Origin of the sequence: Nonomuraea sp. B12E4, from assembly GCF_039871825.1 — a bacterium.
Taxonomy (GTDB): Bacteria; Actinomycetota; Actinomycetes; order Streptosporangiales; family Streptosporangiaceae; genus Nonomuraea.
This window is the reverse complement of the sequence record NZ_JBDPME010000001.1, coordinates 371,076-392,025: the sequence shown is the minus strand read 5'-3', so window position 1 is coordinate 392,025 and position 20,950 is coordinate 371,076. Positions and strand designations below refer to the sequence as shown.

The window sequence follows — 20,950 nt, the reverse complement described above, 5'->3', positions numbered from 1 at the left end:
GCCGGCACGGACGGCGACGGGGAGGTCCGCGTACGCCAGGCCCGTCGCCGCGGCGAGGGCTGATACACCAACGGCTTTATTCACGATAAGGGCCCGCTGTTTTCCGGCTGTTCCGCGGCGGGCAATTCCCGCCTCAATAGACAACAACTGTCATTTGCCAGCAAACCCACCACCGGCTGATTCGCTGAAAATGCACACCGCGCCCTATTGATGGATTAGCATCCAGGCTGGACCGGGCGAGACCGGCTACGGCACCCACGCGACTGACACGCGGGCGGAAAGGAGAATCAGGTGCATCCCCATCCGGCTGCTGGAGTCACCCGGCGCGCATTTCTCATCGGCGCTGCCGTTCTCTGCTCAGCGTCGTGTGGGACCGGCAACGGCACGGCCGGATATCGGCAGACCCCTTCCAGAGCCGCCACCGTGAAATCCCGATGGCCGGCGCCCAGGCCGGACGGCAGTTCGTTGCCGGCCATCTCCTCTCGTGCCCTCTACGCCTCGACCCCGTCCGGTGACGTCGTCGCGATCGACACGCGCACCGGACGCGAGTTGTGGCACGTCACCATCCCGCCGGACCCGGACGGCAAACCGATCACCTCCCTCGGCGATCCCGAGGCGGACGGCGATCTCGTCGTCGTTCAGGGCATCCGCGGAGAGGTGTCCTACGGCCGGCCGGCCGATTCTTTCGTGACCGCGCTGGACGCGACCACGGGCGCCACGAAATGGACCTCCCATCAGCCTGACGTCATTTCCGCCCGTGTGTCCGGCCGTCTGGTGCACTGCGAGACCAACGGCCAGGTCCGCACGTTGGACGCGGCCACCGGCCGCCTTTCCTGGAGCTGGCCGGAGAACACACCGGAAAAGCCTGAGGCGGCGAGAATGGACGTCCTGCCGGGCATCATCCTGTTCTGCCGTTTTCGCCGTGGCGCGGCACTCACCGCCCTGGATCCGAGTACGGGAAACGAACTCTGGACGCTCGACCTCGACGCCGAACACGTCGACCACGTCATCGCCGACCCGGAAATCGTCGCCGTGGCGTCTCGTACGGGTCCCGACGACACTTCGGGGCTCACCGTGGTCGACCGGGCGACCGGCCGGCGCCTTTGGCGACGCCGTCCCAAGAATCTCCATACCGACCTGACGATCCGGGGTGGGCAGTTGTGCGTCTGCGACCGTACGCATATCCGCGCCTACGACCGCGTCACCGGCACCGAAATATGGCGTCATCCGCTTGCCGCGCCCAGGTCTCCCGCGTTTTTTCGCGCCGAGGGCGGTCTGCTGCTGGTGTCGATGACGGCGGAGGCGGCCGACGGCACTTTCCGTACCGTGATTTTCGACCACAAGGGGCGCGCGGCACACACCCTGCGACTACCGGCCCCGCTGACGCCCGCGGCGGCGGACCGTGGCGTCGTGTTCGCCGTCGCCGGCAACCTTGACGCCGAGGCCATGGCCCTCGACCTCGCCACGGGCGAGTTCCTGTGGAAGACCCGGGTCGCCAAAGACTCGCAACTCTTCTACGCGAACGACCTCGTCTACGTGTGGGGGCCCACCATCAGCGCACTCGATCCGGCCACCGGGTCTCCCGTCTGAGCGGGGAACACCATGCCAGATGGCGAAGTCATGACGCAGCCAGGCAACCGCGACCCGCAGGCCGGGCGCTCCCGGAGATCGGGCTGGACCGAACCGCAGGCGCTTTGCGCCCTCGCCGCGGTGATCATCAGCGTGGTCTCCCTTTTCGTCGCGCTGGACTCGGCCCGGAGCGGCAGGGACTCCGCCGACATCAGCCGGCGGGAGGCATCGCGCGCCGGCGTTCTCGACGTCTCCGCCGTCGCCGCCTACCTGGGAACCGATCTCGAAGGCGAGACCGTGCCCCTCCGCCCGGAGGACGAGCCCAGGAAGGTCGCCGGCCTGGCCGGTCCGAAGATCGATATCACGCTGAAGAACCGCGGCAGCGGGGAGGCGATGCTCACCTCGGCCACGGTCACGGTCCTGAGCTCGGAGACCCTGTCCCCATGCATGTCGGTGGGAGGCACCGAGGGGATCGCGGCGAACTACGACTTCCCCGTTGACGTCGCGGCCCGGCCGCCCTTCACCATGAGCGAGGAGTTGCGCTTCGCCGTGCCTTCAGGAGAGCACGAGCGATTCACCCTCACCGTCGGCCCGATGAACACCACCGGCCTCACGGAAATGTGGGTCGGGGTTGTGAACCTCACGATGCACCAGCCCAACGGCAAGGACATCGACGTCGGCCCCATCGCCGTCGTCAGCCCCGGCCAAACCGACGCCTTCACCCTCCGGGAACGCCGGTGGATCATCAAGCCGCCCAAGGACCTGCCCTGCATGGAGCGGAACGCGCGAACCGTACGCGACATGGCCTCACTCGACGGAATCCTGCCCTCGGTGGAATTCAGCGCTCTGGGCAGCGCCTTGCGTACGTACCTGCCCGGCTGATCCGCCTCGGCTGCCGTGTGGGCCACGACGTGGATGCACGATCCCAGCGAGTGCATGGCGCCGCAGCCCGGACGGCGGCGATGATCGGTGGTCAACGGGCCGATCTGACGTTTCTGCCCTCGGTGACACGCTGGGGGCCGTTGGCGATGTTTCCGCCGCCGAAGGTGTTGCCGCTGGACACCGCGCCATCTGTGTGGACGAAGTTTCCGCTGTTCACCGCACGGCCCCAATTTCGGAAATTGCCGCTGTTCCGGCTGTTGCCGTTGCCGTTCGGCACCTCGAAGCCCGAAGCGGTCTGGGTGGAGGCGGCGGCCGGCGGTGTCCACAGCGCGGCAGCCGTCAGTGTCAGCCCGAGATACGACATGACCGCAACCGTCCGCGCATGTGTCGCCAACGCGTTCCTCCGTGCAGACTCACGCATGATCCACCAGGACGTACGCACAGTAATCGATAACGGGGCAGGGCAGTACACGGCGGCGGGCGGGCATTCCGGGTCGTTGCCCACTCCGTGCCTGCTTCTGAAGCTCGGCCCGCACATGTCGCGGCGCTCTCACACGATTCGGGCTTCCTCCCCGGCAGGCTGGAACTTCCGATGCCGAGGAGGGATCCCTTGGTCACGGTCATGCATACCGATGGCCGATTCCGGCACCGGCGCGCGGCGGGTCGGCGATCGGAACCTTGTTCTGGGGAGTGCCACGGGCCTCACTAGGATGCGTCCGTGTGACTGGTTCCTCGCTTGCCCTCCGCCAACGTTCGCTGGGCGACGCCTCAGCCGAGTTCCCGTTGTTCCCGCCGCTGACCCGGGGCTGTCCCAGGACGAGCACGAGCGAGATCGCCTACCCGCTGGAGGTCGTCTACGACTACGCGCGGGTGGACGGGCGCCTGTTCGACCAAGAGCCCGGGCCGGACCTCGCGCGGTGGTCGCCGCTGCTGCCGCCGCTGGACGCGCCCACGCTCGGGGAGGGCGGGACGCCGCTGGTGAAGGTCGGTGACGTCTACGTCAAGGACGAGTCGCGCAACCCCACGTGGTCGCACAAGGACCGGCTCAACCGCGTCACCGTCAGCGCCGCCGTCGCCTCCGGGGCGCCCGGTGTGGTCGTGGCGTCGTCCGGCAACCACGGGGCCTCGGCCGCCGCTTACGCCGCCCGCGCCGGGCTGCCCGCCATCGTGCTGACCTCGGCCGACTCGCCGCCGGCCGTGCAGGCGTTCACCCGCGCGTACGGCGCCACGGTCGTGTCCGTGCCGGTCGAGCGGCGCTGGCCGCTGCTGCGCGAGGTCGTGGACCGGCTCGGCTACCACCCGCTCAGCAACCAGACCGTGACGCACACCGGCCACCCGTTCGGGCCCGAGGGCTACAAGACGATCGCGTACGAGCTGTTCCTGCAGCTCGGCGAGGTGCCGGCGGCGGTGTTCGCGCCCACCGGCTACGCCGAGCTGCTGTACGGGGTGTGGAAGGGCTTCGTGGAGCTGCGCCTGCTCGGTGTGGCCGGACGGACCCCGCGGATCTTCTCCTGCGAGCCGGCGACCGGCGGTCCCCACGCGCGGGCGCTGGCCACCGGCGCGCCCGCCGCGATCGTCGAGCTGGGGCCCAGTGACGCCTACTCCATCGCCGGGCCGGTCGGCGGCCACCGGGGTGTGGTGGCCGTGCGCGACAGCGGCGGCGAGGCGGTGCTGGTGACCGACGGGGAGATGCGGGCCGCGCAGCGCGAGCTCGCCCGGGAAGGGCTGTGGCAGGAGCTGTCGGGGGCCGCGGGGCTGGCGGCGTACCGGAAGCTGCGGCGTGACTTCGACGGGCCGGTGGTCTGCGTGGCGACCTCCAGCGGGTTCAAGGACGCCGGGGTCGGCTCGCGCCGCTACCCGGCCCTGGAGCATCCGACGCTCGACGACCTCCTGCCCTGACAGTGAGGATGCCGGCGAGCGCTTCCCGCCAAGTCTGCCCCATGTCCTGACTTGTCTCCGGGTCCCCAACGGGATCTGTCGTCCCTGGCCGGGAGGCGGAAATACCGCCCGTACCGCCACGCGCGATCACGGGAAATATACGGCGAGAGCCGATTGGCGGCCATAACCGGCAAATGGCGCGCGTCAATACGCATCAAAACCGCGTCAATGGCGCTGAATCCGCATAAAGCGCCGGGTACTTTGTGTGATCGTCCGCGCTCGTTCACCGCACGCGAAGGGTCCGCATGGAATCTGGAGATGATCGCGCCAACAGGCTGCACGACCTGCTCAACTGGAGCACCCCGTTCGCCCCCGGCAGCGCGGAGGAGGTCCGCGAGCGGCTGACGTCGCGGGCCGAGGAGCCCTCTGAGGTGGCTCCGGCGGCGGAGACGCCCGCCGCCGAGCCGCAGCCGCAGCGGGCTCCCGTCGCGGATGCCGGGATCGCGCGGCGCCCGTTGCCCGATGGTCCGGTCACACCGCCGGTGCCTCGGCCGCCGGTCGATCCGCTCGACCTGTTCGGCGGCGCGCGGACGGTCCTGGCCGAGATCGGCGGCCTGACCGATGCCCTGAGAACGGCCCGGCAGCGGTACGCCGGGCCGGCCACGGGTGAGGACGGGTCCGGCACGATCGCGGTCACGCTGGCACCCGACGGCACCCTCGACCGCCTCTCCTTCCGGCGGCCGTGGCAGAAGGCGCTGCCGTTCGAGGCGTTCGACCAGGCGGTCCTGGAGGCGATCTCCAACGCGGTGCTGGCACGCTTCACCGGCATGCTGCCCGAGGAGGGCGTCATCCCGCCCGCCACCGGGCTCCCGCCGGTCCCGGAGTTCCCGGCCGTGCCCGCGCCCGGCCTCGACGCGGAGACCGTACTGCGTCAGGCCAACCTGCTGTTCGCCGAACTGGCGACGGCGCTGACCACCGCCCGGCGGGACGCCGCGCGGGCCACGCCGGCCGCCGTGACGATCAAGAGCCGGACCGGCAGGGTGACGCTGACCCTGACCGGCGAGGTCGTCACCGGAGTCGCCACCGAGCCCGCCTGGCTGCGCACCGCCAGGGAGACCCGCCTCGCCGAGGAGTTCGGCGGCGCCTTCGAGCGGGCCAACCAGGTCATCACCGACAGGCAGGCCCGGCCCGCGGCGGAGACCGTACCCGGCCTGCGGCAACTGACCAAGGTGACGAGCGAGCTCAAGGCGCTGACCCGCGGCCTCGGCCTCCCCTTCTGACAAGGACGACATTGAGTGAACTGGAGACGCGTCTCGACGAGATGCGTAAGGACGCTGAGACCTGGCAGCAGGTCGCCGAGGCCATGAACACGGCCGCGCAGACCCTCGCGGAGCTCAGGAGCGTGCGGAACGCGTTCGGCTATCTCGGCAGGCAGGGCGACGCGGACACCACCTACGCGACCCTGAACGACACCCTGCACGGCCTCGCCCAGCAGGCCGACAGGACCTTCCAGGACGTCGAGGGCAAGCTCACCACGGTGATCCGCGTGTACGAGGGCATGGAAGCGCGCAACCGGCAACTGGTCCGCGACGTCAAGGAAGGGTGGAACTTCTGACATGACCGAGTTCGCCCTGCTGATGAGGAACATCGACGGCCAACTGACCCAACTGGAGTCGACGTTCGACGACCTGCGCGAGAAGGTCAACGGTTTCCTCGACGGCGTTCCCGGCTTCCTGGCGTGGGCGGTCAAGCCGCTCCAGGACGCCTGGGACAGGTTCTGCGAGGCGTGCGGGAGGCTGTGGAGGGAGGTCTCGGATTTCTTCTCCGACCCCGGCGACCCCGGGCGGCTGAACGACGCCGCCACGACGTTCAGCGACAGGATCCAGAACGGCGTCAGCTCCCAGGCGGGCAAGCTCACCGAGACCTACATGCGGGTGGACGACAAGTGGAAGGGCGATGCCGCCGAGCAGTACAAGAAGGTCCTGGAGCCGAACGCGCCGCAGGGCGCGGCGCTCCGCCAGTACTCCACCTCGGCGGAGGAGATCTCCAAGGCCCTGAACGACTGCCGCTGGGCACTGATCGTCTTCTGGGTCGCGTTCGGCACCGCCCTGGCGATCCTCATCGGGGAGGCGGTCGCCGCGATCATCGGGATCGTCAGCATCGTCGGGACGGTCCCCGCCATCCTCTACACCGTCGGCATCATCGCGGAGTTCCTGGTCACCGTCGCCGGCGCCGCCGCGTACGCGATCAGCAAGATGTCCGACGCGGCGACCGTCTTCCGCACGCAGAACAACGGCAACGACCACTGGACGGGCGGCAGGTGGCCACCGTCCGGGGTGGTCGCCTGGTGACCAGCCCGCGCCAGCCCCGGCCCCGCCAGCCCCGGCCCCGCCGGCACCGGACCCGCCTGCCCCAGCCCCGCCGGCGCTGGGTCCGCCTGCGGCGGCAACCACCGGATCCGGCGACCGCCCGCCGCTACCTGTGGTTCTGCCTGATCCGCTTCCTGGTGCTGGGCGCGATCGCCGCCACGGTCTTCACGGCCGCCGATCCGCCCGGCACGGCGAGGCCCTTCGTGGCGGCCTGTGCGACGGCGGCGGCCAGTTGCCTGACGCTGTCGCTGGCAGCCGCCACGGGCCTGGCACGCCGCCCGCTGCCCGCCCTCGTCCTGGCCGCCTTCGCCGGCTGGGTCCTCGGTGTGCTCCTCACCGTCGCCGTCACGGTGGTCGAGGGCGGCCCCGCCTGGGGAACGCTGCTGGTCGGCTGCCTGGTCCTGCTGGCGTCCCGGCCGCCGCTGATGCTCCGCGACCGCCTCGCCGACGCCCCGGAGGCTCGCCTCAGGGGGTGACCCCCGGCTTCCGCCCACCCGGCCTTTACGTTGTGCCGGGCGTGCCGCCCTCACACGAGCGGTACGTAGTGGTGCGGGGAGTCTCGTACGGGGAAGTGGGCGATGGGCACCGGCGGCAGGCGTTGGATCTTCGCGGACCAGCTCGGGGAGCACTTCCTGGACGCGGCCGGCCAGCCGGTGCTGCTGATCGAGTCGCGGGCCGTGCTGCGTCGCAGGCGGTTCCACCGTCAGAAGGCCCACCTGGTGCTCTCCGCGCTGCGGCACCGCGCGGCCGAGCTCGGTGACCAGGCCGTCTTCCGCCCATGCGACACCTACGGCGAGGCGCTCGCCGGTGTACGCGAGCCGCTGACGGTGTGCCGTCCCACCTCGTACGCCGCGGCGGGCTTCGTCGCCGGGCTGCCCGACGTCACGGTGCTGGAGCCGCGCGGATTCGCCAGCTCGCAGGCCGAGTTCGCCCGGTGGGCGCGGGAGCGCGGGCGCCGGCGCCTGCTGATGGAGGACTTCTACCGGGACGCCAGGCGGCGGCTGGACGTCCTCATGGACGGGGCCGAACCCGCCGGCGGGCGGTGGAACTTCGACACCGAGAACCGGCAGCCCCCTCCCCCGGGCGGGCTGGAGGCGCCCCGCCCCTGGCGGCCCGCGGAGGACGAGATCGACGAGCGGGTCCGTCACGACCTCTCCCGGTGGGAGCGCGACGGGGACGTGGCCTTCGTCGGCCGGGACGCGCCCCGCGCCTTCCCCGCCACCAGGGCCGAGGCCCTCGCCGCGCTGGCGGACTTCGTGGCCCACCGGCTGCCCGGCTTCGGCCCCCACCAGGACGCCATGCTCGCCGGCGACCCGGTGATGGCGCACAGCCTGCTGTCGGCCGCGCTCAACCTCGGCCTGCTCGATCCCATGGAGTGCGTGCGCGCGGCCGAGGCGGCCTACCGCGCGGGCAGGGCGCCGCTGGCGAGCGTCGAGGGGTACGTCCGCCAGCTCATCGGCTGGCGCGACTACGTCTGGCACCTCTACTGGCACCTCGGCCCGTCCTACCGCGCGGAGAACCGCCTGGCCGCCGACGTCCGGCCGCCGGAGTGGTTCCGCGAGCTGGACGCCGGAGCGGTGCGGGCCCGCTGCCTGTCGTGGGCGCTGGAGCAGGTCCGCGACCACGGCTTCACGCACCACATCGTCCGCCTGATGGTGCTCGGCAACTACGCCCTCCAGCGCGGCTTCCACCCCGCCGACCTGGCCGACTGGTTCCACCGGTGCTTCGTCGACGGGTACGACTGGGTGATGATCCCCAACGTGGTCGGCATGTCCCAGTACGCCGACGGCGGCACCCTGGCCACCAAGCCGTACGCGGCGGGCGGCGCCTACATCAACCGGATGAGCGACTTCTGCGGCGGCTGCGACTACCGCCCGGCCGAGCGCACCGGCGACACGGCGTGCCCGTTCACCGCGGGCTACTGGTGGTTCCTGGCCCGGAACGAGCACCGCCTCAAGGGCAACCCCCGCGTGACCGTGCAGCTCAGGAACCTGCGCCGGTTGCCCGACCTCGACGAGGTGTGCGCCCGCGAGCAGGACCGCGGCACCGGCCCGCCCTGAGGCGGGCAGCTTACCTGGCCCGGGCGGCGACCCATCCGGAGATCAGGTTTCTGCCGCGTCCCGACCAGGCCGTGATCAAAGCGTGATGGACGTGGCGGGTGTCCGCTTGTTTAGCCCTGGAGCCCCGGGCAGTCCCCCAGCATGGCTACTCTTCTCTGGATCATCGCCGTCATTCTCGTCATCTCAGGCATCTACGTTCTCCTGGCCCGCCGCGACATTCTCTGGGGCATCGTGCTCATCGTGGTGGGGCTGCTGGTCGGACCCGGCGGTGTGAGCATCTTCAACGTATGAGGTCCGGCCGCGGGCGTGGGACGCCCCGCCGGGGGCGCCCTGCGGCGATCGCGGTACGGCTGACCGAATATCGGGCTCCTGCGGGCTTCCCGCAGGAGAGCAGATCACTTCTCGACACCGGCGCCTCCTGCCTCCTCGTGCCGCGTCAGGCCACGTTTGCCCTCTTCACGATGCGGCGTAGGCGTGGGTTGTCGGTGTTGCGGTTTCGCCAGGCGATATAGGGGCGGATCATGCTGCCCTGCGCGGTGGCTGGCGTGGTCGGTGCCGTTGAGGGTGAATTCGCGCAACGCGGTGAACTGCGCTTCGATGCGGTTCAACCACGAGGAGCTGGTGGGCGTGTGGGCGATCTCGACGTTGTCCGCCTCTGCCCACTCGCCGACCCGCTTGTCCTTCTTGGTCGTCAAGTGCGGGCTGAAGTTGTCACAGATGATCGCGATGCGTACCTCGGGCGGGTAGAGGCTGCGCAGATAGCGGCAGAACTCCAGGAACTCTCCGCGTCGCTTGCGCTTCTTGATGTGCCCGTACATCTTGTCCTTGCCCAGGTCTAACGCGGCGAACAGGTGCCGTATGCCTTGGGTGCGGGTGTAGGTGGCGCGGATCCTGGGCCGAGGTTCACGATCGGGATCCTTGCTCTTGGCTGCCGCACCGGATGATGCGCAGCAGCCGGTTTCCCTCGTCGTCATCGATCTCTCGCACCTGTACCCGCTCGGCCATGCCGAACGGTCTGGACCGAACGCGCTGGGCCGGAAACGACTTCCGGCCCAGCGCGCCGGGCACTGCGATCTCGTCTCAACTCAGATGCTGGGTGAAGAACCTCAGCGAGTTGTCCTCTTCGAACGACGGCACATCCCCGTGCTTGCCGGGGTTCGCGTGCAGCGTCTTGTGAGCCGAGGCCAGGGCGTCGAACAGGGCCAGGCTCTGGTCCCGCGGCACCATCTGGTCGTCCCACTGGACCAGGAACTGCACCGGCACGGTGATTCGCGCGGCGTCTTCGGCCAGCCCATGCACGCCGAGCAGGCCCAGGACAGCAACGCGGATCCGGGGCTCCGCGGCGATGAGCGGGATGCCGAGCCCGCAACCCATCGACATGCCACAGTAGCCCACCGGGCCGACGCCGACCTGGTCGAGGCGCTGGACCGCGGTCAGGACTGCCTGCCAGTCGGCGACGGCCTGATCGGCCAGATAGCTGTGCATGCCGGAGACCAGCGCGCCCGGATTATCACCGGCGGCCATGCCGGCCCGCATCTCGGCCGCGATCCGGCCGAACTCCTCGTCCTGGGGCCGGTCGCCGTGGTTGGGCGCGTCGATCGCGAGGACCGCGAAACCCTCGGCGGCGTAGCGACGCGCGCGGGACACGTTGCCGGGGGCCGTCTTGTGCTGCCCGCCGCCATGGCCCAGCAGAATCAGGGGACGAGTACCGCAGGCGTCTTCCGGCGTCCACAGCACGCCGGGGATCTCGTCGAGGGTGAAGAACTGTTCGGTGACGCCGTCCGACGACGTCTGGGAGATGAAGCGCATCAGCGTTTCAAGCCTTTCGGGAATGCCTTGTGCGGGCGCTCCCTAGACCATGCAAAGGAGGGAGCCCCGACCTGTCACAGCGTTGATCGGACTCACCTCCTCGAATTCGCAGTACTGCACGGCGGCGCCAAAGGTATCACAAAAATCATTACTTGAGCCTCATCGGGGCAAACGTTGCCTGATGCGGCACTAGTCTTCCTGCCTAGCGGCCGCCGGCTCGCCTACCAGGCGAAACACGGATGCGGCCGCCCCGGCGGCCGGCGTGGACGGCCATATCGGCTGGAAGGAATCGATCGATGACCGCAACGCCGCGCGAGCTCGTCGCCATGGCGTCCCGTGTGCTGGCCGACCAGGGGCACGACGACCTCATCTGGGGTCACGCGTCCGTACGCGACCCGGAGGGCCGGGGCGTCTGGATCAAGGCGGCGGAGTGGAGCCTGGCGGAGGTCACGGCGGAGCGCGTCCATCTGGTCGACCGCGACGGCGCCGTCCTGGAGGGTGACGGCGCGCGGCACAGCGAGTACCCGATTCACACGGAGGTCCTCGCCGCCCGTCCCGACGCCGGCGCCGTGGTCCACACGCACCCACCGTACGCCGTCGCGCTCGCCGCGGCCAACCAGCCGCTGCGCCCGGTCAGCCACGCGGCGAACATGTTCGTGCCGCCCGAGGTCCCGCGCTTCACCCTCACCGCCGACCTGATCCTCACCCCCGAGCTGGGCCGGGAGGTGGCGGCCGAGCTCGGCCAGGCCGATGCCCTGTTCCTGGTCAACCACGGGATCGTCACGGTGGGCCCGGACCTGGAGACCGCGACCGTCACCGCCGTACTCCTCGAACGCGCCTGCCGGCAGCAGTTGCTCACCAACGCCATGGGCGGATGGCCCACCTGGTCGGGCCCGGAGGAGTCCGCGGCCAAGCGCGCCCACATCTACTCCGACCACGCCCTGCGCGCCGTCTGGGACCACCTGGTGCGATCACTCGGCTCTCATCCGGCGTCTCCGTAAGGGGCGGGCCGCTCCCGCACGCGGTGAGGCTCGGTGCCGAGACGGCGGTCGCCCCGCCTCGGTTCAGCCCTGCCGGACCTTGATGCCCGGCCGCCGTCCCAGCATCCTCGATATGGCCAACCCGGAGGACGGCATCGCCAGGGCGGTGGCCCCGATCATGGCCGCCGTCCCCGCGAACAACCCCACACCCGTCACCGAGGAGAACCTCACCGCTCTGCTCCGAGCGGCCTGGGAAGGAGCGAGACCATGACCGCTGCGCGCCCCGACGTGTCCGCCGAGCAGGCCGCCCGTGAGGAAGAGCTGGTCGAACGGGTGGCGCGCTCGTTCGACTCCTGCCGGGACCCTCGGCTGAAGGAGCTGATGGTCGGCCTGGTCAGGCACGTCCACGCCTACATCCGCGAGACGCGGCTGACCGAGGAGGAGTGGAGCAGGGCGATCGGGTTCCTCACCGCCGCCGGTCACATCACCGACGACAGGCGCCAGGAGTTCATCCTGCTCTCCGACGTGCTCGGCGCCTCCATGCAGACCATCGCGGTCAACAACCAGGCCTACGCTGAGGCGACCGAGGCGACCGTGGTCGGGCCGTTCTTCGTCGAGGGAGCGCCGGAGATCGCCAACGGCGGGGACCTGTCCTTCGGCGCCCCCGGCGAGCCGTGCTGGGTCGAGGGCACCGTCACCGGCCCCGACGGCACGCCCCGCTGCTCGGCTCCGACGCCGTCTTCGGGTCAAGGAGTCCCTGGTCAGGGACTTCGAGCGGCAACCGGCCGGCACGCCCACCCCTGACGACCGGGCCGTCGGCGGCACCTGGTCGCGGACGCGTTTCGACATCGCGCTCGCCCCCTCCGGCGCCTGACCCGCGCTCTGCCGTGCCGCGGCCGGCACCCTTCCCGGGGTGCCGGCCGCTGCCGCGGGTCAGACCCTCACACCCCGGTCAGGCCGAACAGCCGGACGGCGTTGTCGTGGTAGATGTCCTGCCGCTGGTCGTCGCCGAGGTCCAGCTCCTCGATGTTCTGGATCGTCGCGCGGATGAAGCCCGGGCCCTTCTCGGGGTCGTACGGGCTGTCCGACGCGAACACCACCCGGTCATGGCCGTGGAACCGGATCGAGGTCCGGAGCGCGTCCCCGGCGCCGAAGCAGGCGGTGTCGGCGTAGAAGTTCTTGAAGTACTCGAAGGGCCGCTTCGTCAGCGGGTACCCCTCCACGTCGCCCTTCTGGCTCTCCGGCGTCCGGCTGCCCAACTGGTCCCAGCCGGCGCCGACCCGCCCGGCGAAGTGCGGGATCATGGCTCCGCCGTGGCGGATCAGGAACTTCAGGTCCGGCCAGCGCTCGAAGGCGCCCGAGAAGACCATGCGGGCCATGAACGCGGACAGGTCGTACTCCCAGCCGAGCGCCCACCAGATCTCGAACTTGGAGCGTTCCTCGGTCGGGTAGTCCGGCCACGAGGAGTTCCTGTTGGGGTGGACCTGGATCATCTTCCCGCTGCCGGCGAGCGTCTCCCAGAACGGGTCGTACCGGGGGTCGTCCATCGGCCCCCGGTTGACGTGGCAGTAGATCTGGACGCCGACCGCGTTCAGGCTGTCGAAGGCGTAGTCGACCTCCTTGATCGCCCGGTCGACGTCGTCGAGCGAGACGGCGGCGCAGAACCCCGCGAACCGGTCGGGGTGGTTCTGGACCAGCTCCGCCATGCCCTCGTTGGCGATGCGCGCCATCTCGGCGTTGCGCTCGGCGCCGGCACCCGGACGGGGTCCGGCCATCACGGCCCGCGTGCTGGACCGCGTCGCTGCAGTACTTCGCCGCCTTCACCTACGGTTGGCTGACGTCGTTGTACCTGAGGTTCGCCGACCCCAGGACGGCGGACACCATCGACGACGTCGCCGTGGCCTGCGCCGGCTCGGCGACCTTCAGGCCCTTGAGGTCCCCGATCTGCTGCACCTTGCCCGAGCCGGCGAGGTCCTTCCGGACGAGGATGGGCAGGAAGTTGTAGCCCCCGGCGAGCTTGGCCTTGTCGGCCACGATGCGCACGTCGATGCCGCGGGCCACGGCGTTGCAGAAGCCGGCCGACGGCGCGCCCGCCCCGATGTCCGGTTGCCCGGACCCCAGGGGTGCGATCACCTGCGCGGCGGAGTCGAACCTCACGGACTCCACCCGGAGGCCCTGGTCGGCGAAGTAGCCCTTCTTCTCCGCGATGAACAGCAGCGCGTCGGAGGAGCTGGCCAGGGCGCCCATCGGTGAACCTCACCCCCGGTCTCTGGCCGCCCCCTCGACGACCTGATCGATCCGGGCGGCCAGTTCCACGTCCAGCGGGGTCACCCCGCCCGCGCTGTGCGTCGAGACCCGGAACCGGATGCCCTCCCCGGTCCGCTCGATGCCCGGATGGTGATCCATCGCGTCCGCCTCGTTCATCACGGCCTCGCTCAGCCAGCCGTAGTTGTCGGGCGTGATCGGGATGTCCCGTACCAGGGCCTCCCCTTCCCTGCGCCACCCCTGCAGCGCCGCCAGCGCCGTCTCGATCTCCTCACCGCTCAGGCGTCCGGCCACGGTGTCCTCCTGTGCTCGTCGGTCCTCACCGGGGCCCTACCACCGCCCGAAGCGTTCACACGCCCCCTCACCTGGCCGAAAGTACGTTTTCGTCCCTCCTTGTCGGAAAGTACAGGGCCTTAGGGGGATCAGATCAGAAAGGCAGGAAGATGAGCACCAACGACAAGATCCGCAACAAGGCCCAGGAGCTCAAGGGGCGCGCGAAGGAGAACCTCGGCGACGCCACCGACGATGAGGAACTGCGGGCCGAAGGGCGCGCGGATCGGAGCGAGGGGGGCCTGAGGCAGGCCGGCGAGAAGGTCAAGGACGCCGGGAAGAAGGTCAAGGACGCCTTCAAGAAGTGACCACCCGCTCCCGTCGCGTAGCACCTCGCGCCAAGCCGGGCCCGGCGGGCCCCGCTTGGCGCGACCTTCCACTTTCGGCCTGCCGCCTGGGTGCCGGCGCGGCGCCCACGGGCTCGTACGCGCCCAGCGAAGTCGGTGCGCACCAGGATGTCGCTGGTCCACACGCTCTCGTCGTGCGTCCGGCGCGGCGGCGGGCCGGCGTAGGACGGGGTGACCTCGAACGGACCGAAGTTCACCGTGTCGTTGTTGATGGGAATGACCGGATAGGTCTTCCGGTCGATGGGGTTGTGCCACTCCCGCAGGATGCGCGTCGGGTCATTCGGATCGGTGCAGAAGACGATCTCGCGGGAGAGCTGGTACAGCTGGGTGGTGTCCGGCACCCGGTAGAGGCGGCGGTGTTGTAGCCCTCGATGGTGAAGAGCTTCTGGCCGTGCCGCAGCGCCGGTTCCAGGCCGCAAGCCCATGCGATCATGCCGCCGGCGGCGCTGTCCACCCCTGCTCCGAGGCGGCCCGGGGACCGGGATCGGGCCGGGGTCGGTTCACTCCCAGGTGACCGGCAGGCTGTGCACGCCGTAGATCTGGATGGGGTCGCGCAGCGGCACCTCCTCGGCCGGCACGGCGAGCCGCAGCGACGGGAAGCGGGCCAGCAGCGCCGGGAAGGCGACGCGCATCTCGACACGGGCGAGTTGCTGGCCGAGGCACTGGTGGATGCCGTGGCCGAAGGCCAGGTGCCCGGCGGTGGAGCGGCGCAGGTCCAGCACGTCGGGGTCGGGGAACTTGGCCGGGTCCCGGTTGGCGGCGTTGACCGCGAGGATGACCGTGTCGCCGGCCTTGATCGGCACGCCGCCGAGCTCGACGTCCGCCAGCACGCCGCGCATGCCGGTGGTGGCGATGGACAGGTAACGCAGCAGCTCCTCGACAGCGCCGTCGACCAGGCTGGGGTCGTCGCGCAGGGCGCTCGACTGCGCCGGGTTCCGCAGCAGCGCGAAGGTCCCGAGCGCCAGCATGTTGGCGGTGGTGTCCAGGCCCGCGCCGAGCAGGAAGGCGGCCACGCCACCGAGCTCCTCTTCGGTCAGGTCACTGGTGGTCAGGTCGCTGAGCAGATCGTCGGTGGGGTCGGCCCGCTTGGCGCGGGCGAGGGCCTGCAGGTATTCGCTGAGCTGGGCGAAGGCCGCGAGCTGCGTCCCGAGGTCGTCGCCGTTGGAGGCGGACTGGGCGAAGCCGACGAAGGCGTCGCGCTCCTCGTACGGCACGCCGAGCAGTTCGCAGATCATCTGGGCGGGGATGGGATGGGCGAAGACCCGCACCAGGTCGGCCGGCGGCCCCTGCTTCTCCATCGCGTCGAGGTGGGCCTGGGTGATCTCGGTGGCACGCTCGGTGAGCTGGTTCATCCTGCGGACGGTGAACTTTCCGGCCAGCATCCTGCGGATGCGGGTGTGCTCGGGCGCGTCCATGCCGGTCAGGTCGCCGATCGGCGCGGGCGGCAGGTGGGCGCCCATGAGCGGGTGGCACTGCGTCTCGTACCGGGAGCTGAAGCGCGGGTCGGCGAGGATCTTGCGGACCAGCTCGTAGCCGGTGACCAGCCAGACGCCGGGCGCGCCCTCGGGCGCGGCCAGGCGCGCGACCGGCAGCTCGGCGCGCAGCGCGGTGATCTCCGGGGACGGGTCGAAGGGGCAGCCGGCGGGACGCGCGAAGGACGGCGTGACCGGCTCATGCTCGCGATAGTACGTGTTCGTCATGCATTGAAAGCTACGTTGCGTTCAACTTGATCGTCAATTGGGGATTACATATACAAGCAGGTAAAGGCCGCGATATCGGTGCAATGACGATGAGCGCGAACGCAACGAATCATTGCAATGGAATGACGGCGAACGCAATAATGGCGCCATGCCAGGAGGAAGGTTGACCCAGCAGGACCGCCACCGCATCGCGGCGGGGCTCGCCGGCGGTCTCTCCTATGCCGAGATCGCCCGGCGGCTCGACCGGCCGACCTCGACGATCAGCCGGGAGATCAACCGCAACGGCGGCCCGAGCGGCTACCGGCCCGAGCGGGCGCACCGGGCGACGGAGCGGCGGGCACGGCGCGGCACGCCCGCGTCCCCGCCCACGCCCGGAGCGCCGGGCGATGCGGTGCGCGAGGTGGAGGACGGGGCCGTGACGATGGCCATCGGGATGGGCCTGCCGAAGATGGTGGCGCGCGTGCTCGTCTGCCTGCTGCTCACCGACGACGGCCGGCTCACCGCGGCCGGCCTGGCCCGCCGGCTCAAGGTCAGCCCCGCGTCGGTCTCCACGGCCGTCGGCTACCTGGAGGACCAGGGGATGACCAGGCGCGAGCGCGATCCGCAGCGGCGGCGCGACATCTACGTGATGGACGACGACGCGTGGTACCGCTCGACGGTGATCGGCTCGCGGCAGACGCTGGGGGCGGCCGAGGCCACGAAGCAGGCGGCGGAGGTCTTCGGACCCGACACGCCGGTGGGACGCCGGCTGCTCGCGAGCGGGGCGTTCCTGGAACGGATCAGCCTGGACACGCTGGCCTCCGCCGAGCGCTGGCGTCACCTCCTGCCATGACGCCCTGCCCGGACGCCCGGCCTTGACGCGCAGAAAGGCGATGGTTCCGCGCCCTCCGCGCGGAACCATCGCCTCCGTGCTACTTGAAGCGGCGCAGCCGCAGGCTGTTGCTGACCACGAAGACGCTGGAGAACGCCATCGCGGCCCCCGCGATCATCGGGTTGAGCAGGCCGAGCGCGGCCAGCGGCAGGGCGGCCACGTTGTAGGCGAAGGCCCAGAACAGGTTGCCCTTGATGGTGGACAGCGTGCGGCGGGACAGCCGGATGGCGTCGGCCGCCACCCGCAGGTCGCCGCGGACCAGCGTGAGATCGCTCGCCTCGATGGCGGCGTCGGTGCCGGTGCCCATGGCCAGCCCCAGGTCGGCCTGGGCCAGCGCGGCGGCGTCGTTGACCCCGTCGCCCACCATGGCCACGACCTTGCCCTCGGCCTGAAGCTTCTTGACCACGTCCACCTTGTCGGCGGGCAGCACCTCGGCGATCACCTCGTCGATGCCCACCTCGGCGGCCACGGTCCTGGCCACGGCCTCGTTGTCGCCGGTCAGCAGCACCGGCGTGAGACCGAGCGCGCGGAGCCGGCCGATGGCCTCCTTGCTGGTCGGCTTGACCACGTCGGCCACCACCAGCACCGCCCGTGCCTGACCGTCCCAGCCGACCGCGACCGCGGTACGGCCGGCGGCCTGCGCCTCGTGCAGGTCCCGCTCCAGGTCGGCGGGCAGGTGCTGGGACCACTCCGCCAGCAGCCTGGGCCGGCCGACCAGCACCGCGTGCCCGTCCACGACGCCCTGCACGCCCAGCCCCTCGACGTTGGCGAAGGACTCCACGGCGGGCAGCTCGCCGACGCGGCCGGCGGCACCCTTGGCGACGGCCTGGGCGATGGGGTGCTCGGAGGCGTACTCCAGGGCGCCCGCCAGGCGCAGCACCTCCTCCTCGCTCTCACCCTCGGCCACGTGCACGGCCGTCAGCGTCATCCTGCCCTCGGTGACCGTGCCGGTCTTGTCCAGCACCACGGTGTCGATCTTGCGGGTGGACTCCAGCACCTCCGGCCCCTTGATCAGGATGCCGAGCTGGGCGCCCCGGCCCGTCCCGACCAGCAGCGCGGTCGGCGTGGCCAGGCCCAGCGCGCACGGGCAGGCGATGATCAGCACCGCCACCGCCGCAGTGAAGGCGGCGCCCACCCCGTCGCCGGTGCCGAGCCAGAAGCCCAGCGTGCCCAGGGCCAGCGCGATCACCACGGGGACGAAGATGCCGGAGATGCGGTCGGCGAGCCGCTGCACCTGCGCCTTGCCGGTCTGCGCGTCCTCCACCAGCCTGGCCATCTGGGCGAGCTGGGTGTCGGCGCCGACCCGGGTGGCGCGGACGACCAGCCGGCCGCCCGCGTTCACGGTGGCGCCGGTGACGGCGTCGCCCACCCCGACCTCGACCGGCACCGACTCGCCGGTCAGCATCGAGGCGTCCACGGCCGAGGTGCCCTCCTCGACCACACCGTCCGTGGCGATCTTCTCGCCCGGCCGGACCACGAACCGGTCCCCCGCCTTGAGCTGCTCGACCGGGACGCGCCGGCCGTCGGCCAGCTCCACGTCCTTGGCGCCCAGCTCCAGCAGGGCCCGCAGCGCCGCGCCGGCCCGGCGCTTGGACCGGGCCTCGAAGTAGCGCCCGGCCAGGATGAACGCCGTCACCCCCGCCGCGGCCTCCAGGTAGATGTTGCCCGACCCGTCGGTGCGCTCGATGGTGAACGCGAACGGGTGCGTCATCCCCGGCGTGCCCGCCGTACCGAAGAACAGCGCCCACAGCGACCAGCCCAGCGCCGCGATGGTGCCGAGCGAGATCAGCGTGTCCATGGTCGCCGCGCCGTGCCGCAGGTTGGTCCAGGCGGCCTTGTGGAACGGCCATCCCGCGTACACCACCACGGGGGCGGCCAGCACCAGCGACAACCACTGCCAGTTGGTGAACTGCAGCGGCGGGATCATCGCCATCGCGATCACCGGCACGGCCAGGACGACCGCCGTGACGAGGCGGTCGCGCAGCGGCCGGAACTCGTCCTCCGGCTCCTGCCCGGCCGTCTCCGCCTGGGGCGGGGCGGGCAGCGCCGCCGTGTAGCCGGCCTTCTCCACTTCGGCGATGAGCTGCCGCGGGTCGACGGCCTCGGGGAAGGTGACCTTCGCCTTCTCCGTCGCGTAGTTGACCGTCGCGGTGACGCCGTCCAGTTTGTTGAGCTTGCGCTCGATGCGGTTGGCGCACGAGGCGCAGGTCATGCCGCCGATCGAGAGCTCGACCGCGTGCTGCCGGTCATCGGTGACCTGTGACATCACCGTTCTCCTCTCTTGCTCAGTGGCCGTGGTCGCCGTCGTCGCCGTGCCCGCTCGGGGCGTCCGAGGGGACGGCGGGGCGGTCGCCGACGCCCACGGTGAAGTCGGCGGTACGGACCTCGCCCCCGTGCTGGAAGTCCAGGAAGAGGCGGTAGTCGCCGATGCTGGGCACCTCGGCGTAGAAAACGATCTCGGGACCGGCCTTGGTCCTGCCGTCGCCGGGCTCGCCGTCGGGGTGGACGTGCAGGTAGGCCAGGTCCCGGGCGCGCAGGGCCACCAGGTGGCCGTAGGCGCCGAGGTAGGGCTGCAGGTCGGTGACCGGCTTGCCGTCCTTGCTGACCTTGAGGGTGAGCTTGCTCGCCCGGCCGGGGATCAGATCGCCGTCGAGGGTCACCTCATAGCCGTCGACCGTAGCGGTCCGGCTCGCGGCCCGCAGCGGCCTGGGCGCGTAGTCGCCCGCCGCGGCCAGGTCGGCGCCCAGCGTCAGGGCGCTGCCACCGGTGGGCGCGAAGTCGGCGAAGGCCCGGTACGGTCCGGCGTCCGGCAGCTTCAGCTTGACCGACCAGACGCCGTCGGGCGCCATCTCGGGGTGCAGGTGCTGGAAGGTCTCCAGATCGCGGGAGACGACGATGAAGTGCAGCTTCTTGTCGTGCTCGACCTGGAAATCGGTCACCGGCCTGCCGTCGGGGCCGGTCACGCTGAAGCGGAAGTCGGCCGGCTCGCCGGGTGTGATCGTCGGGGTGAGCGGGTTGAGGGTGTAGCCGTTCTCGGACACTTGGAGCCCCCCGGGGGTATCGCTCTTCGCCTGCTGGGTGGCGTGGCCCCCGTGACCCACGCTCCCAGCCGTCTCCTTCGTGGGCGCCGTCATGGCGGCGTGAGCCTCGGCCGGGGGCGTCCCGACCGGCCCCACGACCTTGCCCGCGCCCAGCGCGCCGCCGAAGACGACGGCCAGGCCCAGGACGTAGGAGCCGAGCTTGGCCGCGGTGTTCACTGGTTCGCCACTTCGTATCCGGCCTCCTCCACCGCGGCGACGATGCGCGCCGGGTCGATGGGGCCGTCGCTGTCCACGGTCAGCAGCCCGGTCGCCAGGTCCACCTCGACCTGGGTGACACCGGCCACCTCACCGACCTCCTCCTTGACCGAGCTGACGCAGTGGCCGCAGGTCATGCCCTTGACGGTGTACGTGGCGGTGGTGCTCATATCGATCTCCTCAATCCGCGTCGATCACGAACGAACAAGTCTGGCGATGGCGTCGGAGGCCTCCTTGACCTTGGCCTCCGCCTCCGGGCCGCCCTTCTGGGTGGCCTCGGCCACGCAGTGGGCGAGGTGCTCCTCGAGCAGCGACAGGGAGAACGACTTCAGCGCGCTGGTCGCCGCCGACACCTGGGTCAGGATGTCGATGCAGTATTTGTCGTCCTCGACCATCTTCTGCAGGCCGCGGACCTGCCCTTCGATCCGGCGCAGCCGCATCGCGTGATCCTGCTTGCTACCGCTGTATCCGGCCATGTCCACCCCTTCCTCCATCGCCCTGAACAACACCATACCCCCCTACGGTATTCCGCGCAATCGCCGGATCGCGTGTCAGGCGGGATCCCCCAGGTGGACAGACCACAGGTCGTCCGCG

Annotated in this window: 25 protein-coding genes and 1 pseudogene; 14 read left to right on the top strand and 12 right to left on the bottom strand. The window is 70.7% G+C overall.

The window, feature by feature from the left end:
- Positions 1–465 precede the first annotated feature (465 nt).
- Positions 466–1,590 (top strand): PQQ-binding-like beta-propeller repeat protein, encoded by a 1,125-nt coding sequence (locus tag ABGB18_RS01700; RefSeq protein ID WP_347693477.1) that lies wholly within the window; start codon positions 466–468, stop codon positions 1,588–1,590.
- Between the two features lie 30 nt (positions 1,591–1,620).
- The gene (locus ABGB18_RS01695; RefSeq protein WP_347693476.1) at positions 1,621–2,451 is read left to right on the top strand and encodes a hypothetical protein; all 831 of its coding nucleotides are present in this window, start codon (positions 1,621–1,623) and stop codon (positions 2,449–2,451) included.
- A gap of 91 nt (positions 2,452–2,542) precedes the next feature.
- Here ABGB18_RS01695 and ABGB18_RS01690 read toward each other — a convergent pair whose 3' ends face one another.
- Positions 2,543–2,815 carry a hypothetical protein gene (locus tag ABGB18_RS01690; RefSeq protein WP_347693475.1) on the bottom strand — a complete coding sequence of 91 codons (273 nt, stop codon included), beginning with the start codon at positions 2,813–2,815 and terminating at the stop codon, positions 2,543–2,545.
- A gap of 356 nt (positions 2,816–3,171) precedes the next feature.
- On the opposite strand from ABGB18_RS01690, the gene ABGB18_RS01685 reads away from it, so the two are divergent.
- The 7 genes from ABGB18_RS01685 to ABGB18_RS01655 all read left to right on the top strand — a co-directional run bounded on the left by ABGB18_RS01685 (position 3,172) and on the right by ABGB18_RS01655 (position 9,049).
- A complete protein-coding gene (locus ABGB18_RS01685; RefSeq protein ID WP_347693474.1) occupies positions 3,172–4,350 on the top strand; it encodes a pyridoxal-phosphate dependent enzyme in 1,179 nt (392 codons plus the stop codon).
- A 284-nt stretch (positions 4,351–4,634) separates the two neighbouring features.
- Entirely contained in the window at positions 4,635–5,609 is a 975-nt protein-coding gene (locus tag ABGB18_RS01680) for an energy transducer TonB (protein ID WP_347693473.1), read from the top strand.
- Between the two features lie 11 nt (positions 5,610–5,620).
- On the top strand, positions 5,621–5,944 hold the full coding sequence (locus tag ABGB18_RS01675; protein ID WP_347693472.1) for a hypothetical protein: 324 nt from the start codon (positions 5,621–5,623) through the stop codon (positions 5,942–5,944).
- Position 5,945: 1 nt separating this feature from the next.
- On the top strand, positions 5,946–6,680 hold the full coding sequence (locus ABGB18_RS01670) for a hypothetical protein (RefSeq protein WP_347693471.1): 735 nt from the start codon (positions 5,946–5,948) through the stop codon (positions 6,678–6,680).
- Entirely contained in the window at positions 6,677–7,174 is a 498-nt protein-coding gene (locus ABGB18_RS01665; protein ID WP_347693470.1) for a hypothetical protein, read from the top strand. The genes ABGB18_RS01670 and ABGB18_RS01665 overlap by 4 nt, the downstream gene beginning before the upstream one ends.
- Before the next feature lie 102 nt (positions 7,175–7,276).
- On the top strand, positions 7,277–8,758 hold the full coding sequence (locus ABGB18_RS01660) for a cryptochrome/photolyase family protein (protein ID WP_347693469.1): 1,482 nt from the start codon (positions 7,277–7,279) through the stop codon (positions 8,756–8,758).
- A gap of 141 nt (positions 8,759–8,899) precedes the next feature.
- Positions 8,900–9,049, top strand: a complete 150-nt coding sequence (locus tag ABGB18_RS01655; protein WP_347693468.1) for a GPGG-motif small membrane protein — start codon at positions 8,900–8,902, stop codon at positions 9,047–9,049.
- A gap of 104 nt (positions 9,050–9,153) precedes the next feature.
- On the opposite strand, the gene ABGB18_RS01650 is transcribed toward ABGB18_RS01655, so the two are convergent.
- Together ABGB18_RS01650 and ABGB18_RS01645 are read right to left on the bottom strand one after the other, a co-directional pair.
- Positions 9,154–9,732 (bottom strand): transposase, encoded by a 579-nt coding sequence (locus ABGB18_RS01650; protein ID WP_347693467.1) that lies wholly within the window; start codon positions 9,730–9,732, stop codon positions 9,154–9,156.
- Positions 9,733–9,838: 106 nt separating this feature from the next.
- The gene (locus ABGB18_RS01645; protein WP_347693466.1) at positions 9,839–10,567 is read right to left on the bottom strand and encodes a dienelactone hydrolase family protein; all 729 of its coding nucleotides are present in this window, start codon (positions 10,565–10,567) and stop codon (positions 9,839–9,841) included.
- Between the two features lie 296 nt (positions 10,568–10,863).
- Here ABGB18_RS01645 and ABGB18_RS01640 point away from each other — a divergent pair, with 296 nt between their 5' ends.
- The 3 genes from ABGB18_RS01640 to ABGB18_RS01630 all read left to right on the top strand — a co-directional run bounded on the left by ABGB18_RS01640 (position 10,864) and on the right by ABGB18_RS01630 (position 12,351).
- Entirely contained in the window at positions 10,864–11,568 is a 705-nt protein-coding gene (locus ABGB18_RS01640; protein WP_347693465.1) for a class II aldolase/adducin family protein, read from the top strand.
- Positions 11,569–11,680: 112 nt separating this feature from the next.
- Entirely contained in the window at positions 11,681–11,818 is a 138-nt protein-coding gene (locus tag ABGB18_RS01635; protein WP_347693464.1) for a hypothetical protein, read from the top strand.
- Complete coding sequence (locus ABGB18_RS01630; RefSeq protein WP_347693463.1) at positions 11,815–12,351, top strand: dioxygenase; 537 nt, start codon at positions 11,815–11,817, stop codon at positions 12,349–12,351. The genes ABGB18_RS01635 and ABGB18_RS01630 overlap by 4 nt, the downstream gene beginning before the upstream one ends.
- A gap of 137 nt (positions 12,352–12,488) precedes the next feature.
- On the opposite strand, the gene ABGB18_RS01625 is transcribed toward ABGB18_RS01630, so the two are convergent.
- The 3 genes from ABGB18_RS01625 to ABGB18_RS01615 are packed head-to-tail and all read right to left on the bottom strand — an operon-like array spanning position 12,489 to position 14,106.
- Positions 12,489–13,322 carry an amidohydrolase family protein gene (locus ABGB18_RS01625; protein ID WP_347693462.1) on the bottom strand — a complete coding sequence of 278 codons (834 nt, stop codon included), beginning with the start codon at positions 13,320–13,322 and terminating at the stop codon, positions 12,489–12,491.
- 49 nt (positions 13,323–13,371) lie between these two features.
- A complete protein-coding gene (locus tag ABGB18_RS01620; RefSeq protein ID WP_347693461.1) occupies positions 13,372–13,794 on the bottom strand; it encodes an ABC transporter substrate-binding protein in 423 nt (140 codons plus the stop codon).
- Between the two features lie 9 nt (positions 13,795–13,803).
- Entirely contained in the window at positions 13,804–14,106 is a 303-nt protein-coding gene (locus ABGB18_RS01615; RefSeq protein ID WP_347693460.1) for a 4a-hydroxytetrahydrobiopterin dehydratase, read from the bottom strand.
- 149 nt (positions 14,107–14,255) lie between these two features.
- Here ABGB18_RS01615 and ABGB18_RS01610 point away from each other — a divergent pair, with 149 nt between their 5' ends.
- Entirely contained in the window at positions 14,256–14,450 is a 195-nt protein-coding gene (locus ABGB18_RS01610; protein ID WP_347694286.1) for a CsbD family protein, read from the top strand.
- 287 nt (positions 14,451–14,737) lie between these two features.
- Here ABGB18_RS01610 and ABGB18_RS01605 read toward each other — a convergent pair.
- Positions 14,738–14,914 (bottom strand): annotated as a pseudogene (locus ABGB18_RS01605) (hypothetical protein); the annotation flags it as partial.
- 75 nt (positions 14,915–14,989) lie between these two features.
- Positions 14,990–16,189, bottom strand: a complete 1,200-nt coding sequence (locus ABGB18_RS01600; RefSeq protein ID WP_347693459.1) for a cytochrome P450 — start codon at positions 16,187–16,189, stop codon at positions 14,990–14,992.
- A 163-nt stretch (positions 16,190–16,352) separates the two neighbouring features.
- Here ABGB18_RS01600 and ABGB18_RS01595 point away from each other — a divergent pair, with 163 nt between their 5' ends.
- Complete coding sequence (locus ABGB18_RS01595; protein WP_347693458.1) at positions 16,353–17,021, top strand: helix-turn-helix domain-containing protein; 669 nt, start codon at positions 16,353–16,355, stop codon at positions 17,019–17,021.
- 79 nt (positions 17,022–17,100) lie between these two features.
- On the opposite strand, the gene ABGB18_RS01590 is transcribed toward ABGB18_RS01595, so the two are convergent.
- Genes ABGB18_RS01590 through ABGB18_RS01575 form a run of 4 tightly spaced genes read right to left on the bottom strand, consistent with a single transcriptional unit; the run spans position 17,101 to position 20,832 of the window.
- Complete coding sequence (locus ABGB18_RS01590; protein ID WP_347693457.1) at positions 17,101–19,326, bottom strand: heavy metal translocating P-type ATPase; 2,226 nt, start codon at positions 19,324–19,326, stop codon at positions 17,101–17,103.
- 19 nt (positions 19,327–19,345) lie between these two features.
- A complete protein-coding gene (locus tag ABGB18_RS01585; RefSeq protein ID WP_347693456.1) occupies positions 19,346–20,317 on the bottom strand; it encodes a hypothetical protein in 972 nt (323 codons plus the stop codon).
- Positions 20,314–20,526, bottom strand: coding sequence for a heavy metal-associated domain-containing protein (locus ABGB18_RS01580; protein WP_347693455.1), 213 nt, complete (start codon positions 20,524–20,526; stop codon positions 20,314–20,316). Before ABGB18_RS01580 ends, ABGB18_RS01585 begins: the two co-directional genes overlap by 4 nt.
- A 24-nt stretch (positions 20,527–20,550) precedes the next feature.
- Positions 20,551–20,832 (bottom strand): metal-sensitive transcriptional regulator, encoded by a 282-nt coding sequence (locus ABGB18_RS01575; RefSeq protein WP_347694285.1) that lies wholly within the window; start codon positions 20,830–20,832, stop codon positions 20,551–20,553.
- Positions 20,833–20,950 lie beyond the last annotated feature (118 nt).